Source organism: Clostridium cavendishii DSM 21758, assembly GCF_900141845.1.
Classification (GTDB): Bacteria; Bacillota; Clostridia; order Clostridiales; family Clostridiaceae; genus Clostridium_AG; species Clostridium_AG cavendishii.
This window is the reverse complement of sequence record NZ_FQZB01000017.1, coordinates 16,832-33,290: the sequence shown is the minus strand read 5'-3', so window position 1 is coordinate 33,290 and position 16,459 is coordinate 16,832. Positions and strand designations below refer to the sequence as shown.

The window sequence follows — 16,459 nt, the reverse complement described above, 5'->3', positions numbered from 1 at the left end:
ATTATATTATTATAACCTTGACAATGATATGTCAAGGTTATAATATGCACTATTTAAATCAATTATTTTTCAACTTTTTTTAGCAATACGCAAGTCTCCACATGTATCGGTGCTACTATTAGAACACAATTTTTCAACCTCGTTATTATCATAGGAACACAATTTATCAGTTCTATGTCTACCTCTTGCATTTTTTCTTTGAGGTCTAAATTTATCTCCATTTAAGCTACTCTTAAATCCTGTTTTATAAACAAATGTAATTTGTGCAGGGTCTTTATTTCCAGCTTCATCAATTCCACCTATAATAACTTTTTCTACTACACTTTCAAAAACATATCTGTCGAATTCCTCTAATACCTCATTTTGTTCTAATGTAGTCTTAAATTCTTTCAAACGGTGTTTTATTTCTTTTTCATTTTCAGAGATTTCACCAAGCTTCTTTCTATCTTCAATAAGATTTTCTTGAGTTAATATTAAATCAGCATATTTCGCTTCATATGTAGCTTTATCAATTGAATCCTCTAACCTCATGTCAATTAACTTATTTTTCTTTTTTTCTAGTGTATTTATTTCCTTATCTATTTTAGATATTTGCTTGTTAACACTACTACCATTTAAATTTCCCTCCATTCTCCGCAAAAATTCTTCAAGCACTTCTTTATTATCAGAGCATAATAGACGATAACTTTCTACAAATGCATCTTCTATTGCTTTTTCTGGTATAGCTTTGCTATCATTACAAAATTTCTTTCCTTTTTTAGTGGCTGTAACACACTGCCAAACAACTTTACTGTGGTCTGTTCCACTATGCCAGTTTCTTCTAGTTAATGTACTACTGCAAAAACCACATTCAAGCATACAACTAAAAGCATATTGTCTACTGAATTTTTCTCTTTTAATATTTCCGTCACCAATTTTAACCCTATTTTGATTCCTTCTTTCTAAGATTGCCTGTGCCTTTTCAAAAGTTTCTTCATTTATAATAGCTTCATGGTGATCTCTAATATAAAATTTATCTTCTTCGCCAAAGTTATCTAGTCTTCTCTTTGAAATTGGGTCAACAGTAAAAGTCTTTCCCATAAGCAAATCGCCTTTATATTTCTCGTTTTTAATTATTCCAATTACAGTTGATTGTGCCCACGAACTGCTTCCATATCTTGTTTTATATCCAAGATTCTCTAATTCTTTACCTATTACTGAACCTCCAGCACCTTCAATATATCGGTTAAAAATATATTGTACAATTTTAGCTTCTTCTTGATTTACAGTTATTGTTTTATCCTCTGGATGATAGTCATAACCTAAACATCCTTGAAATCCAACCAATTCGCCGCGTTTCATTTTCATTTTAAGTCCTTTTTTTACATTTGCAGATATATTTTCAACCTCTTGTTGTGCTACAGAGCTAAGAACTACGAGCAGTAATTCACCATCCATTGTAAGAGTATTAATCTTTTCATCCTCAAAATAAACAGCAATATTCTTTTCTTTTAGCATACGAACATATTTTAATGTATCTAAGGTGTTTCTTGCAAAACGTGAAATAGATTTTGTAATCACCATATCAATTTCATCATTCATACATTCATTAATCATTCTTTGAAAATCTTCTCGTTTTGTCACCTGTGTTCCTGTAATTGCTTCGTCTGCAAAAATTCCAGCCATAGCCCATTCTTTATTTTTCTTGATTAATTCGGTGTAATAGGCTACCTGCGATTTATAACTATTTAATTGGTCTTCACTATCAGTACTCACTCTACAATAAGCCGCTACCCGTAATCGCTCAATTGTTTTACCTTTATTTCGACTTGTTGATATGCCTTTAGCTTTTATTACTTCAACTTCTTTCATATAAACCACCCTTCCGTATTCCTTTTGTTGTATTAATTATACAACCAAAAGAACTGCGATTCAAGCAGTTATATCTGATACTATCTTATAATCTTTCATAAGTCCTTTTTTTACCTTTATATATTCTTCTTCTGAAATCAGCTTACGAACAAGTAATTTTTTTAACATTGCAAGTTGCATACTGTAACTAATCAAATCCTTGTTCATATAATCCCCCTTTCTGCTAATCTATTATTTACTAAACAAATCGAATAGCTGTGGCTCAGCTCACGGGAATCTAACCCCTGCATGGTTCTCATGCAGCCGTATCCATTGTCTGCGACGGTTTTATCACGCTCGGACTAAGGCTATACGGGAGTATCATTATTGTAATAAAAAATCATGGCGATAATCTTGCCAAAGATTATCTACAGTACACTGACAATAATCGCTCGCTTTATGGTCATGGCGTATCAGTCTGTCGGCTATCTTCTTATTAAAATGTATTCGATTGCTTTATTTAGTTTTCAAAGAACAATAAAAGCTTTTAGATATCAAGCAATAATTATTTGATTAACTTTTATATGATATTAAATGAAGCATTTTGGAAAGAGGACAAAACATATATTTCATATAAAATCTCTAAACTACAATAATCTCAAAATTCAAAATCATATTCATTACAGCAGTTTGTATTCTACCCTTTAATTCACTGTCAACAACCATATAAACATTTCCATAATCATCATACATTTTACGTAAACTTAATTTTGATATATAACCATCATAGAAGTCCAAAGACTTTTTAATTGCTTCTTTATCTCCATCCGTGGCAGCTACAATAATATCAAATGATAGATTTTTCTTCTTCTTCATATTCTTATTCCTCCTTGTACAATTTTTTTATTTCTTTCAGCGTGCTTGTCCTATGTCGATAAATTGTGCTGCGTACGAGATTCATTAGTTTTCCAATTTCTAAATCTGACATATCCATAAAGTATGATAGTAAAATAATATTTCTTTTCTTCTCTGGTAGCACTTTTAGAATTTTGCTTAACTGCCTATCCATTATTTGTACTTCCATTCCAAGAACATTAAATGCTGTATACTCACTAGGATATTTGTCTATGCTATAAAAGTGCTCCAATTCTACTTCCAATAAATCAGAGAATGAAATTTCATTTCTCCAATGTCTAGAAATATCTCTATAATACTTACTTCTCTCATACTTAATGACTTTCTTTGTAAGACAATCAAATTGAGCTTCAATTGCCTTTTCAAAAGAAGATGCTTTCATAAGTTCACCCCCTTTCTGTCACGAAGTGGTTGAGGTCTTTCCTCTTTCCGCAACGTAACTTCCAAACGAGGTGACTTTTGTTGCATTTCTTTAAAAATTTTTTCAATAAGATTTTTAAAGTCCAAAAAAGCACATAATCAGAGCGTTTAATCTGTTTATGTGCTTTTGATTTAATTATTTCTCCAATATGTTTCAAAAGAGCATATTGATGATATTTTTTATTTATTGCTGTATAATAAATTTTTTTATTAAAGAACCCAAAGTATAATTCTGTTAAGCAATCATACATTTTAATAGCAGCTACCTCCTATTAGCCGCCGCTTATAAAATTTACATTGGGTTGTACCTTCCGAATTTCAAGAAAAAAATACGACAGCTTCAATTATTCAAAACCGCCGTATAACTATATTTAAATGAGCGCAAGAAAAGGATACTGCTGTAATAGCGGTTTTTTTATTTACCGTACAACAGTATATTTTTTTCAAACAATACATAATCAGAATTATAAAACCTAATAATACGTTTTTCTATACCTGTTACACAATTATTAGGAACTGTAGATTGTACTTAGGTGATTAGATATGCGTAACAAAGATGAAAAATATAATTTTACAGCATTTGGACTTGCTACAAAGGAAGCCCGAATGAAAAAAAGGGCTGACACGTGAGTAGGTTGGAAATATCATTTGCATTGACTCTCGCTATTCAACAACTATTGAGAATAATGGTCAGCATTAAAGCCTACGATTTTTTTGCGATTTAGTAACATTGCTTAATATTTCAGTAGACCAATATTTTTACCCTAGCACTAATACTATAAAAAGTACCAAACGGAGACAAATCGAAACTAAATGAATATTTTTGATAAAAAAGAACTAATGCTTATCGATACGCTAGCTGATGGGATTATAAAATCTAAGGAAATATAGTATAGTGTCTATCTATTTTACCTTTCGTCTTATCTATTTTAATAAATAACTTTTTTATTGATTTGTCTCGATTTAGATATGTTTGTCTATTCATTCTACTACAAATTCTAATATTTCTTTTATTAATTCATCCTGCAATGCTTCAAACTCATCACCTGTTTTACCTAATAACATTGTCCAGTTCGCATTTAAAGCTCTCGAGCACTTATGCTATTTCCAATAGTATGGCCAGAAAGAGTAGCTTCTTTTTCTACATCTATAATACCTTGATTAACCATGATCTCTAAACGAATTTCTTCTTCTGATTTCAAATTAACTAACTTCATTTCATTTTCTCATCACTTTATCTTTTTATAATAGATAAAACTATTATAACTTTATATATTATAATTCTGCGGTTACAGTCATAACCGCTCGTCCAAGAGTATGCCCAATCATACTGAATCCAAGAAATGCTGGCGTTGTATTACCTAGTACACCTATATTTTCAACATCTAAAACATAAACAACAATTACATATGTATGTTGACCTTGTCCAGCTGGTGGAGCAGCTCATATAAATCTTGTTACACTTGCATCATTAGGAAGTGGAAATGCTCCCTGTGGTAATCCGGAACCAGTTTGTGCATCTATATCATAAATAGTTACAGCATAACTCTTTGTACCTTCTGGTGCTCCTGACCAAGATAAATGAGGAGATGCATCTTGACCATCTTCTACGCCAAATATTCCAGAAAAGTGTTCCAATGCAAATGTTTTTTCATCTATAATATCTTTGCTTGTAACTTCAAAGCTTACTGCCTTTGGTAACTTTTTCAAAAATTCTTTACTCATAATTGTTCCTCCAAAACTTACTGTAATTGCAATTAAAATTCAATAAAAAGAAAGTCACGTGTGATAAGAAATTAAAGGTGTTAAACATTTAATCCCTTAGTTTTTATTGAATTTTTCAAGTCTTTATTTAATAATATGTGCTATTTAAAAATCAAAGCTATTCCAATAGCTATAGTCATAATTAAAAGAACAGGTTGGATAATCTTCTCTAATTTTTTCTTATCCACTCTATTCAATAATAATGGTGCAACAAATGCTCCACTCATTGTGCCAGTTGATAATAGCCCAACAAGTTTCCAATCAACACTGCCAAGGCCTAGATGCATAAGAAAACCTGTTATGGAAATACCAACAAGCACCATTACAGAAGTACCCACAGTTTCAAGCACACTGCACCCAAGAATAGTTAGACCAGCTACAACTGGAATACTTCCGCTTATACCTACAATACCAGACATAATACCACCAATTAATCCAAATACAACTGCTAAAAAATTAGAATATATATTTGATTTATGTTGCATTTGTTTCTCAGTAGTTGTTTTTTTTCGTTTTTTGAATAAAGAACGTAACATCTGTATGCCAAGATAAAGAATAACAATTCCAGTAAATTTGTTATATAAATTTACTGGAAAAACACTTGAACATAAGGAACCTACAATTGCACCTAAAACACCACCACTTATCATTATAAGTCCAAACCTAATACGAATATTTCCAGCCTTCCAATGACTGAATGTTCCAATCGCTGTTGTTGGAATGATAGTAGCTAATGAAGTAGATGTAGCAATTGCAGGTGAAATATTAAAAAATATTGTTAAAATTCCAACATAAATTCCACCACCTCCTCCACCAAGTGAAATGATTAGAAGTCCAACCAAAAAACCTACCACAGGAAGTGCAATATAAATCATATTTGTTCCTCCCCTAGTTGTAATAAGAATTTAGAAATTAAGATATCATTAAATTGTATAGCTGACATTAGCATCGCTCCTTAATTTATTAGTGTGTGACTTTCAAGTTTTATTTTAGATTTGAAAGTCATAATTGTCAACATTATATTTCAAATGACTTAAAAAACTATATTGATTTTTATCAATGAGAATGATAACCTAAAAATAATAGTACAATTGAAAGGAAGTGACAATATGAATAATATGCGTTCTCAAATATTAAATAAATCGAGTTTACTTTTTATTAGAAAAGGCTTTCATTTTACATCAATGCAAGAAATTGCAGATTCTTGCGAAATTGCAAAAGGTACACTATATAAATTTTTTCCTTCCAAAGATGAACTTTTTATTGAAGTATTCAATGACTGCTTTGAACAATTTTTTAATGAAATGAAGTTTGATAATGGAAATACGCCTTTAGATAGATTAAGTCAAGAAATAGCTTATCAAATTAGCTATTTTGTTAAAAATAGCTTTATGATAATTGACTACAGAGACGTAGCAATACAAGCAAATCCTAAATTTACTCATGTTCTGAATGAAGGACGAGCGCGTTTACTTGCTTGGCATGAACGATGTTTAATTACAGCTTATGGAGATATAATCGAACCGTACCTTGGAGAATTATTAATTTTTTTACGTGGCATCATAAAATCATATCAATTTTTTTTTCTTGAAAGTACAGTTAATGTTTCAATCAATGATGTTGCAATTTTCATAGTTCAGCAAATTGGGGCTGTTATCTCAAACTTAATTGAAACCAAGCATATTCCATTAATTAATAAAGAGCTGTTGAAAAACAGTGAAACTACAGATTTACAAGCTAGAACTCTCAAAGATGAGATTATTACAATATTTAATGAACTGAATCTTTCAGTATCTTCATTAAAAAACAATAACCAAAAAGATGAAGCAAGTAGTATTGTATCAGCTTTATTAGAAGAAATCATTTCTAATAAGCCAAGGATATATATATTACATGCCCTGTTAAGTTATCTTAGAAAAATACATGAACTTAAAAGTTTAGTAGACGATGCATTAGAACTAGTTGCTAAAATAACTTAAACTAAATAGTAGTTCATTTAAACTATTACTTAGTATTTATAATTATGACTTTTTAAGTTTTTGTCTAATGCTCCAATGAGGCAATATTGTTACTCTTAAGCCCCTAAATATACTTGGATACAAAAATATTTAAAATCAAAAGGAAATAAATGAGTGTAAAAATGGAGAAATACATTAATTAAGGGGTGTAGCCAACATCGTCAGATGCTGGTATTACCCCAAATGGAGAAAAGTTGCTTTGATTTACTTAACAATCATCCAATTTTGGTTCTTTTCAAGTGTTAAATCAAACTGTGAAATTTGCGTTACCTTTGTCTGCTGGTCTAGATATTTCACTGATACAAATACTTGGATTTTATTTCCTTTCTTTGTGTATATTGGGTTAAGTAATTCTGCAAATGAATAATTTAGACCAATAGGCTTCAATGCGCTATCTTTTACATAGTAAGATAGTTCCTTTTCAGTTGCCGTTGGGTAGAGCTTAAAGAAGGTCTTTAGAAATTCGTTAATTTCTCCAGTAGTTAATGCATCAACCGTTCCATCATCTTCTTTTGTTTTTGGCTCATAACTTGATTTTGAAGGTATGTTGCAAATTGTAGGATTTTTTATTATAACCATGTTTCCAGAATCATCTACATATACTATAACTTCATATGAAGAACTTATACTTTTCTTATTTTCACCATCTGTAATAAACTGGTCTACTGTAAAAGTTACTTGAAATTGCTTTTCTCCATCTTGTTTTACAGCCCAAATCTCCACGTTTTGAACTGTAGAGCTAGTTGGTATATCTCTGCGAATGGTATCAACATTCAAAGTTTGCAATTCTTCTGTAAGATATTTTTTAATTGCTTCATTTCTGCTTTCAATGGAAGCCTGTGATGGCTGCCATGAATAATAATCTTTTGCAAAATTTTTCACAAAATTTTCTATCTTATGGGTATCCACAATTTCTTTATCAATAACTTTAGTTTCATGAACTGTTTTAATGTTTATTGCAGTAAAATTTTTATATACTGCAAAACAAAAGCTAGTTATAAGAAGCATCCACAAAGCGATTACTGCTTTTTTATGTGTATTTACTTTATATACTCTCAGCTTTTTAACTTTGGGCTGTTTTATTTTCTTTTTTCTTTTCAAAAAATTTACCATATACTATAATCCTTCTTTCTATTTTTTAATTCTTCCTGCACCAGCTAAATGCTCTTGCCAATAAGAGCTTGCCAAATCTGTGTAACCTATTGGATTGCCAGCATGATACATACGCTTATTCCCTTGATATATTCCAACATGAGTAATATAAGTTCCAGCATCATAAGTCGAATGAAAAAATACCAAATCCCCAGCCTTTGCTTCTGACAATGAAATATGCTGTGTAGCGTCATACTGCTCTTGTGCTGTTCTAGGTAAATTGATACCAGCTTTTCCATAACACCACTGAACAAGTCCGCTACAATCAAAAGAGGTTGTTGGATTATATCCGCCATATACATACTTCCATCCTTCATATTTCAATGCTTCATTCATAATTGCTTGTACCGTTGAATCATCAAATTTTTCTGATGTTATATACTCTGATACCAGCAAAACATAAAACATATTTCCATAGCTGTACTTCCATCCTCCATTTTCTTTAACAGCTATCGGATTGTCATATTTTACTTTGCTACCTCCAGACTTTTCATCTGAAAAATTTTCTGCAAGCTGAAAGGAGTATTTCTTTCCTTTAGTTGCTACATAATCAATAAAACCACCACCATAATTGTAAGCTTGTATAACTGTGTTAATATCACAATCCTTACTTTTAGCTGTTTTAAGCAGAGCCGCAAAATACTTGCAGCCCTGCTTTATAGATTCTTCTGCACTTAATATATTTGCAGGAAGCCCCATTGATTCACTTGATTGCATAACATCTTGAAGCGTTCCTCCAGATTCTACCTGCATAATAGCAAGTAAATAATTTACATATTCTGAAATTCCATATTCTTTAGCATATTTTTCAACAATAGGCTTGTATACCAATACTTCTGCTGATACACTGACCCCATCATAATTAATATTCGAACCTCCATTTTCTTCATCTGAAAAAATTACAGCGACAAAAAAAAGCAAAACAAATAACGCTCCAAAGACCCCAAATATTAGAATAATGAAATGTTTTTTTCTCATTTCTTATCCCCTCTTTTCCTTATAAATTGAGGACTTTTAGCAATTGTAAATTTCTTTTGCTTGTTTGCTCTACGATTAACAATAATTCTATTTTCTTTTACAGATTTTCTTTGAAACCCTTTCTCCTTTGATACGGAATATTCAACTTTAGCTGGCTGTTTTTCTATGTTTGAAGTCCTATTATCTTGCTTATCAGATACAGGTTTACGCTCTATTTTTCTTTGAACTCCATCTTTTTTCACAATTTTACGTTCTTTATTTACTATTGGATTATCTGAAATTCCACCATTTAATTTTTCCGTAGGTTCTTTAATAATTTTTTCATTTGGTCTGTTAGTAATCTTCCTATCTTTGTTATCATTCGCTATAGTAGTTTGCCTAGTTTGTGCTCCATCTTTTTTAGTATGATTAGCAGTAGTTTCACGAGTTGAAGTTGTAGCAGGTCTTTCATGTAGTGAATTATTCATTTTATTAGGCTCTGTAGAATTTTGAGCTTTACTTTTACCTGCTTGCTCCATATTAGAGCGACGTTCTGCAATTGTCATTCTACGCTTATCTTCTTTATCTTTTCTTTCTTGTTGTCTTGCTTTTCTTGTACCTGTTACACTGGTTTTAAAGTCAGAAATTCCATTCTTAATTTGTGATTTTCCATGATACAAAACATACCTTGCATTTACTGGCAAATCCTGTGCTTGTTCTTTGAATTCCCCTGCCATATCTTTGATATGGTCTTTAGTATCCATTACCTTTCCTACTGCCTGTCCTGCTCTTTTCCCAAATGATGTTTTATTTAAATTTTCTTCTTGACCTTCATCTGGTCTTGTATGGTCTGCTTGTGCAGCTCTCGAAGCATAAGCTCCAGAAGTACCACTTTTTTTACCTTTATTAGATTTCTTTCCATTAGCTGCAATTGAACGTCCAAGCTTATGTTGTAAGCGGTGCATATGAGCCATCATAAGCATACGTGGTCTTCTTAAAACCTGTCTTCCCATGCTTTGCGATTCTCCACTTTGAAGTGAGAACATGCTCATTAAATCACCTAGCTTAAAATAAATACCTGCAAAGGTAACTATCTGTAAAAAAGCTATTAGAAAAAAAGGATATGCAGTAGATAGACTATAAAGCATAGTAGAAATGCTAAAAGCAGTCGTTACAATAAGTGTAATACCAGCTCTTGACATAATCGTATTAAACAATTTCATAATAGCTCGCTTTATCATGCTTTCAAAAGTTGGTATCATACTTAGTAGAAAACTCACTGGTAAAAACATTGCATAAATGATAAACAAAACCTGTGAAAAAATCATGATACCAGTAAGCATGAACACAAAGGCTGAAATTCCAATATTGAAGATAAAAAGAAAAAACACCATCCCCAACCTATTAATAGTTTTTGTGATGGTGAGATTAGTATTTTTCTTATCTTCTATTTCCTTTTTTACTATATCCTCTCTGTCTTTGCCGTTATTAGTGTCAGGGCTTGTAGAAAGCAAACTTTCCACTCGATTTTCGCCAACAGTTTTTATATCAGAGTTCTCATATTGCAGTAGTAACCAAGGCTGCTTTACCTGTATTGAAAATAAACTATCACGAATAAGGTCTACACTATCTTTTCCTTTACTTTTAGTATTTGGCATTACAATTTTTGTACCAATTGATAAACTAGCATTACTAATGTCAGCCGAGAAACCATTAATTTTTTGAATATAGTCTGGTGCATAAGCAATAAATGCGGCTGACAATACAAAAACCACAATAAAATTTACAACTGAATGAATGGCTTTTGTAGTTTCTCTTTTGATAAGTCCTATATATCCAACATAAATTCCAAGTATCAAAATGAAAATTAGTAAAAAACCTCCATAGAATCCACTTATAGAAAAGCCACTTGTACTAATACCTGCTATAACCTGCATATTCTTTCCAATTGAATCTGCTGTTGCTGATATAAAATCAAGAGAATATGCTTCCTGTACTAAATAGCCTGTAGCATTAGATAAAAACAGACTGATAGTCCATATAAAATTTGTAATTGCATATAACCCATACATAACCTGTTTTCCAATTCCATCAATCCAATTCCAAGGTAGCCAATCCCAGCTATTATCTACATAAAAATCAAGTTGGTAATTATCTAATGGATATTTACTGTATTCATTACCTGCTTTTACTGTATCATCAACAAGCCCTGCTGCATGTGCTACTGTTCCAATCATTGCCAATGTAAAAATAGCAATCACTAATACCATAAGTATCGTAATTGCTATTTTCCCTGCACGATGCCAATTAAATTTTTCTTTCTGTTTCTTTAGTTTTGCTTGCCTCATTGCTACACCTCTTTTCTCACTGGTGGGCGAGTATCAAAAGCATGAAGCAATTCTTCAAAAATTGGATGGAACTGTATCACGCCAACTCTACCGTATAAATCACTTACAAGGCATTGTCCATTTTCCAAATCACGTAAGCGTTTCTGGTTGTTTTCATCCTCCTTATCTACTCCAAAAAATTCTAAAGTTTTCTTTATCTCATTAATGTCTGTAGAACGGAAAGCAAATTTTAATCCTAGATTATTTTTAAGCTTTTCATCTAGCAGGTCATCTGTGTTCTGAGTTACAAAATATACTCCTGCATTCATAGCCCTACCAGCACGCACCAGCTTCATAGAAAGTGTTTTTCCCTGTGCTACCTGTAAAAAACTCCAAGCTTCATCAAGGTCTACAATTTTAAAAATACTGCGGTCAGAGTGAATAAAATCAAGGGCAAAAGTACTGATAACAATTAACATAGCCACTGAAAGAAGTTCCATTGTCGTATATTCCTCAAAAGAAGTTTCTTTATCTGGAAGCACTAAATCAGCAACCTGTATAATATTTAACTGTTTTTCTAAACTTATAGATTGAGAAATAGAACCGTCTGAAAATAATAAGTGTGCAAAATCATAATCTATAAATGATTCAATATGCTCTGCAATACTATTACTTATAACAGTATTTTCAGCTCTTAATTTATCTATAACTAATAAAAGCCCTCTTTTTTCACTCTTTGTAACAGCTCTAATCGCTTTTCTTAATACTGGAAATCTTTCGCCATCACGTGAAGAAATACCTGTGAGGAAAGTTAATATATCAATTGCTAAACTTTCTGAATCCTTTGGTCTTTTCATAATCACATAAGGGTCAAGCAATCCTTTATTACTCTCTTCACTTGTAAGATTTACTATATTAATTTCTTCCGCAATTTCTGGTAGTGTTTCTTTCCAGTTTCCACGTTCCGACTTAGGGTCTACAATAACAGCCTGTGCTCCAAATAATACAGAATAATAAACAATCATATTATTAGAAAATGATTTCCCTCCACCCAATGAACCAACAAAAGCAGCTGCCAAAGCATTAGTTACAGAACCTTTAACTCCTTGACTTGCAAGAGCAGGTTTTAAATATACATTTCTTCCTGTATCAAGATTATAGCCTATATAAATTCCTTCTGTTTCTCCAAGCATTTGAGTTGCCCCAAAACCTAAACCAGCAAGGAAATCAGAAGTAACATATTGTATATAATCATTCATATACCTTTTACTCGCAGGAATAAATTCATTGTGTAAACCCATCATATCTCCAAAAGGTCTAACAAGTTTAACATTCAAATCGTCGTAAAAGTCTTTAACCTCATTACATCTACGCTTCAATTCTTCTATATCTGGCGCAGATACCCTCACCACATAACTAAGCTTGTACATAGATTCCTTACTTTGGTCTAAACTTGTTTCAAGCTCATTTACACTGTCCAAAGCTTCCATAACATTTGAGCTTGTTTCTGTATCACTTTCCAAAGCATGATTATCAAGGTCTTTCAATTCTTTTTTCTTATTACGAATCGTAGATAAAGCTTTTTTATTTGCTACTATTTCTACATTCATACTTGTATCAATAGGAAAAGTAAATTGCTGCTGCTGATAATAAAAAATCTCGGAAGATGGAAAATCTAATTCGCCCACAATAGAATTAATTGTAAAGTAAGCAACATATGTTGTTGATTCTTCATGTTCAATTTTTAAATATCTCTGATTTTCCTCAACCAAACAGCGAGTTGGCTTCAATAAATCATAACGTTTTACCAAGGTTTCATTCTTAAATTTCTTATTAGGTAAATAATATTCATAGTCTTCATAAGCTGTTCCAGTTTGTCCATATAAATGCTCAATAAGATAACCAAAGTCATTCTTATTTAATTTTCTTACTTTAAAACGCCTAGATATTTTATTTTCTAATAGTTTTTCCATCTTTGCAAAACGTCCAATTTCATTATTGCTCATTGAAACAAAATCACCCATAGCCTTGTGATTTACGTCCTTTAAAAAATCTGATAGTACATTTACTACTTCTTGCCTAATATTTTTTATTGTTAATTCCTGCTCATTTAAGAGAAGCTTAAAACCAATAAAAAATCTATAATCAATCTGATTATCACCAATCATGGAAATTAATGCTTCTGTCTGCTCGTCTATTTTTTCATATGCAACTTCTTTAAGCCTACCTGTCACTTCCTGCTTAGAGCGTTCCTGCGTTGCCTGTATGCTGGATTCTGTGCTAATCTGTAATGCATGAATTTTTCCATCACGATTTTGGGCTATTAACTGGCGAAAGCTGTCATGTACAATAAATTTCTGTTCTGCTGACAGAAAAGAATAATTATATGGTATAAGCTCATAATAAGCAAAACATTCTCCATCATGATTCCAAACCAGATTATTTTCAATATATTTAATCGGATATGCCATAAACTTCACTCCTTACTATTGTTATTGCTTCATTCATCTTCTGATTGTGAAGCTTTACTGGCTTTCCTGCATAAGTTACCTTATGTCTTACACTATATGCAATGACTGATTTTAAAAATCCATAAGGCTTTTTTCCGTCAAAGGTCTTCTGACACATAAACCAAGTAATAGCCATAGGAATTCCAAAATACTTTAAAAAAGCTCCACCAATCATAGAAAGTGGCGGTAAATTTCCTAACAGCATGACAGCAAATAGCGATAAAACAAACCATGTCATTTGTGTAAAAGTAATTGGAAATGGTAACTTAAAGTCATTAATAGAATAAAGCACTTTTTCCACTGACCAAATACTTGTATAACTTCTTATTTTTTTCATGTAATGCTCCTTTCTTTTTTACAATAGAAAAAAGGCAGCTCTATAAATAAGAACTGCCGTATAAAATCAATTATTTGTTATTGAATGTTTACATTTAATTTTTTTATCCTATATATTCAAAAACACCATGAGCTGTAACAAGAAAATTTCCATTCAACTCTAGATCTCGTCCATAAGCTTCATAATCAATATAGTTTTGCAAACTAGCTGGCATTTCCCCGAAATCTCCTGTTTCTTCAATATAATAACGTGCTACGTCTTCCATATCATCACAATCTGGATAATGTATAATATCATCAACATGCTCCGCCATTTCCTCAAAGCTACTGAAAAAGGTTCTTTGAATCTCTCTCATTTCAAATTCGATAGATGTTCCTTCCAGTTCCTCAGCCAAAGCACATAAGCGGTTAATTTCTTCAATTGGAGTATATTCGTCAATATCAAAAGGTAATTCATAATCATGTATGGCGTATTCTTCATATTCACCATTTAAGCCTATTTTTTCTTTCATGTCTTCTATGTCAATAGGTGGAGTAAACCAAGCGCCAACCAATTCACCTTCATTGTATTTACCTAAATTTGCAATATAAACTTGCATTTCCATATAAAAACATCAAATCCTTTCTAAAATTAAATATAAAAAAACAGCAAACCTCACTAGATTCACTGTTTTAATAGGAATTAATTTTTTTTATTATTATACTCCTATAATTTTATTGAATAATTGTAATAGACTATCCTTAACTCCAGATGCATTGAATACAAGACCAACAGCAATTAAAGCAATAACTAAAAATCCAATAAGTTTTGAGAACTCACGTTTGAATCCTAAATATACTCCAATAATCACAATTGCCATAAGTACTAAAGATTGAGCATTTGATAAAAACCAATTGTATAAATTTTGTCCGAAATTCATAAAATTTCTCCTCCCATTATTTAAATTATTTGATAGGCAGCCTTTTACTCAGGATAAGTTATCACCTCCTTAGCTGTAGCCGCCTGCTGTTTTAAAATCTTCTCATGTTTTTCTTTAAGCTCTGCATTGGTTATAATTTCATTTATAAATTGTGTGTTATTAATTTCATCAAGCTTCATAGCCATTTTTAAAGTTGGTGCAACTTGACGAGAAATCCAATTTAAAGTTTTTCTGAATGAATAAGGCTCTGGCTTTGTAGTAAGATTCATAGATTCTCGATTTTCTCCAAGAAACCAAGCCCATTCATTATTTACTTTCCAATCGCTGCGAGGTTTTTTATCTTCTTTATCCACGAAGCGAACATATCTGTTGATAATTTTAAAAGCTGTACTCTCTGGATTGTCATAATACATCAAATCTCTAATAGCGTAATAAGCTCTTTCATTTTTCAATCTAATTTCAAAACGATTCTTAACTTCTGCATCTTCTATTGGAATATTATTTTTCTTATACTGTTCATAATCTTTTTCATAAATGCAAAAGTAAACCTCACTTTGTAATGAACCAATGTATAGCGTATTTCCCATACACTCCTTTTCATCTTTGCGTACAAGTTCACCACTTCTATAATTCTTAAAACTGCGGAAAACAGAAACACATTCCTCATTCCTGCATTTTTCTGTGAGATTAGGAATATTTAAAATTCCTAATTTGTCATTTATAGCGAGATCAAGCCGTTTCATTACACCATCTTCCACCAGTGCATCCATAAAAAATTCATACCAGCTTCGCTCCTGTGCAAGAAGATAATTTTCAAACTGACGGCAGCCACGCCCTTTCAGTTCCACAAGCACACCTTTTTCTTCTTCTCCAGATACAAGTATAAAAATATCACCCATGCAATAATGTTCTGAATAAGAGTAAAAACCATAATCTTTATGAAGCATATATGACAGTTTCAGCCTCAAAACATCTTCTACAATGTGCTTAACATCAAGTGTTGGGAAACGAATTCTAACATAGTCGAAAAGCATTTCTAGTGGTGAATCTGGATTAAACCGTTCTAATGCTTTTGAAATAGATACTTGAAGCTCTGTGGATGGACTAACCTTACCAGTTTCAATGTCACTTAAATACTGCCTTGTAATCCCAGAAGCTACCGCAAGCTTGTTTTGTGAAATGCCATATTCCCCTCTCTTTTCTTTCAATTCTTTTAACCATGAGTTTTCTTCCAATAAAAATTCCTCCAATCAAAAAGGCGCATATCAACTCTTAATATCAGTTGATATACGCCGTATTTTTAATTTTTT

The 16,459-nt window shown here is 31.8% G+C and carries 16 protein-coding genes and 1 pseudogene; 2 read left to right on the top strand and 15 right to left on the bottom strand.

From position 1 onward, the window contains the following. Positions 1-69: 69 nt before the first annotated feature. The 4 genes from BUB01_RS18630 to BUB01_RS18615 form a co-directional block, all read right to left on the bottom strand. Positions 70-1,851: a recombinase family protein gene (locus tag BUB01_RS18630; RefSeq protein WP_072991759.1), complete on the bottom strand. Its 1,782-nt coding sequence runs from the start codon at positions 1,849-1,851 to the stop codon at positions 70-72. A 60-nt stretch (positions 1,852-1,911) separates the two neighbouring features. Continuing rightward, complete coding sequence (locus tag BUB01_RS18625) at positions 1,912-2,058, bottom strand: SHOCT domain-containing protein (RefSeq protein ID WP_072991755.1); 147 nt, start codon at positions 2,056-2,058, stop codon at positions 1,912-1,914. Between the two features lie 414 nt (positions 2,059-2,472). After that, the gene (locus tag BUB01_RS18620) at positions 2,473-2,706 is read right to left on the bottom strand and encodes a helix-turn-helix domain-containing protein (protein ID WP_072991752.1); all 234 of its coding nucleotides are present in this window, start codon (positions 2,704-2,706) and stop codon (positions 2,473-2,475) included. Positions 2,707-2,710: 4 nt separating this feature from the next. Then, positions 2,711-3,127, bottom strand: a complete 417-nt coding sequence (locus tag BUB01_RS18615; protein WP_072991749.1) for a sigma factor-like helix-turn-helix DNA-binding protein — start codon at positions 3,125-3,127, stop codon at positions 2,711-2,713. A gap of 851 nt (positions 3,128-3,978) precedes the next feature. Between BUB01_RS18615 and BUB01_RS24065 the strand changes: the two genes are divergently transcribed. Continuing rightward, on the top strand, positions 3,979-4,056 hold the full coding sequence (locus tag BUB01_RS24065) for a hypothetical protein (protein WP_479723191.1): 78 nt from the start codon (positions 3,979-3,981) through the stop codon (positions 4,054-4,056). Positions 4,057-4,244: 188 nt separating this feature from the next. On the opposite strand, the gene BUB01_RS23320 is transcribed toward BUB01_RS24065, so the two are convergent. The 3 genes and pseudogenes from BUB01_RS23320 to BUB01_RS18595 form a co-directional block, all read right to left on the bottom strand. After that, positions 4,245-4,382, bottom strand: coding sequence for a hypothetical protein (locus tag BUB01_RS23320; protein ID WP_159433277.1), 138 nt, complete (start codon positions 4,380-4,382; stop codon positions 4,245-4,247). Between the two features lie 58 nt (positions 4,383-4,440). Next, positions 4,441-4,890: pseudogene (locus BUB01_RS18600) on the bottom strand (YbhB/YbcL family Raf kinase inhibitor-like protein). Positions 4,891-5,030: 140 nt separating this feature from the next. Further along, positions 5,031-5,783, bottom strand: coding sequence for a sulfite exporter TauE/SafE family protein (locus tag BUB01_RS18595; protein ID WP_242958447.1), 753 nt, complete (start codon positions 5,781-5,783; stop codon positions 5,031-5,033). A 255-nt stretch (positions 5,784-6,038) separates the two neighbouring features. Here BUB01_RS18595 and BUB01_RS18590 point away from each other — a divergent pair, with 255 nt between their 5' ends. Continuing rightward, positions 6,039-6,908, top strand: coding sequence for a TetR/AcrR family transcriptional regulator (locus BUB01_RS18590; RefSeq protein ID WP_072991742.1), 870 nt, complete (start codon positions 6,039-6,041; stop codon positions 6,906-6,908). A 243-nt stretch (positions 6,909-7,151) separates the two neighbouring features. Here BUB01_RS18590 and BUB01_RS18585 read toward each other — a convergent pair whose 3' ends face one another. From BUB01_RS18585 to mobT, 8 genes are all read right to left on the bottom strand, one after another. Beyond that, complete coding sequence (locus BUB01_RS18585; protein ID WP_479723190.1) at positions 7,152-7,955, bottom strand: conjugal transfer protein; 804 nt, start codon at positions 7,953-7,955, stop codon at positions 7,152-7,154. A gap of 123 nt (positions 7,956-8,078) precedes the next feature. Then, positions 8,079-9,077 (bottom strand): bifunctional lytic transglycosylase/C40 family peptidase, encoded by a 999-nt coding sequence (locus tag BUB01_RS18580; RefSeq protein WP_072991736.1) that lies wholly within the window; start codon positions 9,075-9,077, stop codon positions 8,079-8,081. Continuing rightward, a complete protein-coding gene (locus tag BUB01_RS18575) occupies positions 9,074-11,326 on the bottom strand; it encodes a CD3337/EF1877 family mobilome membrane protein (RefSeq protein ID WP_479723189.1) in 2,253 nt (750 codons plus the stop codon). The genes BUB01_RS18580 and BUB01_RS18575 overlap by 4 nt, the downstream gene beginning before the upstream one ends. A gap of 80 nt (positions 11,327-11,406) precedes the next feature. Then, the gene (gene tcpF / locus BUB01_RS18570; protein WP_072991732.1) at positions 11,407-13,854 is read right to left on the bottom strand and encodes a conjugal transfer ATPase TcpF; all 2,448 of its coding nucleotides are present in this window, start codon (positions 13,852-13,854) and stop codon (positions 11,407-11,409) included. Beyond that, on the bottom strand, positions 13,838-14,230 hold the full coding sequence (locus tag BUB01_RS18565) for a conjugal transfer protein (RefSeq protein WP_072991730.1): 393 nt from the start codon (positions 14,228-14,230) through the stop codon (positions 13,838-13,840). The genes tcpF and BUB01_RS18565 overlap by 17 nt, the downstream gene beginning before the upstream one ends. Before the next feature lie 103 nt (positions 14,231-14,333). Continuing rightward, positions 14,334-14,834, bottom strand: coding sequence for an antirestriction protein ArdA (locus tag BUB01_RS18560; RefSeq protein ID WP_072991728.1), 501 nt, complete (start codon positions 14,832-14,834; stop codon positions 14,334-14,336). Positions 14,835-14,927: 93 nt separating this feature from the next. Next, positions 14,928-15,149 carry a hypothetical protein gene (locus BUB01_RS18555; RefSeq protein ID WP_072991725.1) on the bottom strand — a complete coding sequence of 74 codons (222 nt, stop codon included), beginning with the start codon at positions 15,147-15,149 and terminating at the stop codon, positions 14,928-14,930. Positions 15,150-15,193: 44 nt separating this feature from the next. Then, positions 15,194-16,384 (bottom strand): MobT family relaxase, encoded by a 1,191-nt coding sequence (gene mobT / locus BUB01_RS18550; RefSeq protein WP_479723188.1) that lies wholly within the window; start codon positions 16,382-16,384, stop codon positions 15,194-15,196. Between the last annotated feature and the right edge of the window lie 75 nt (positions 16,385-16,459).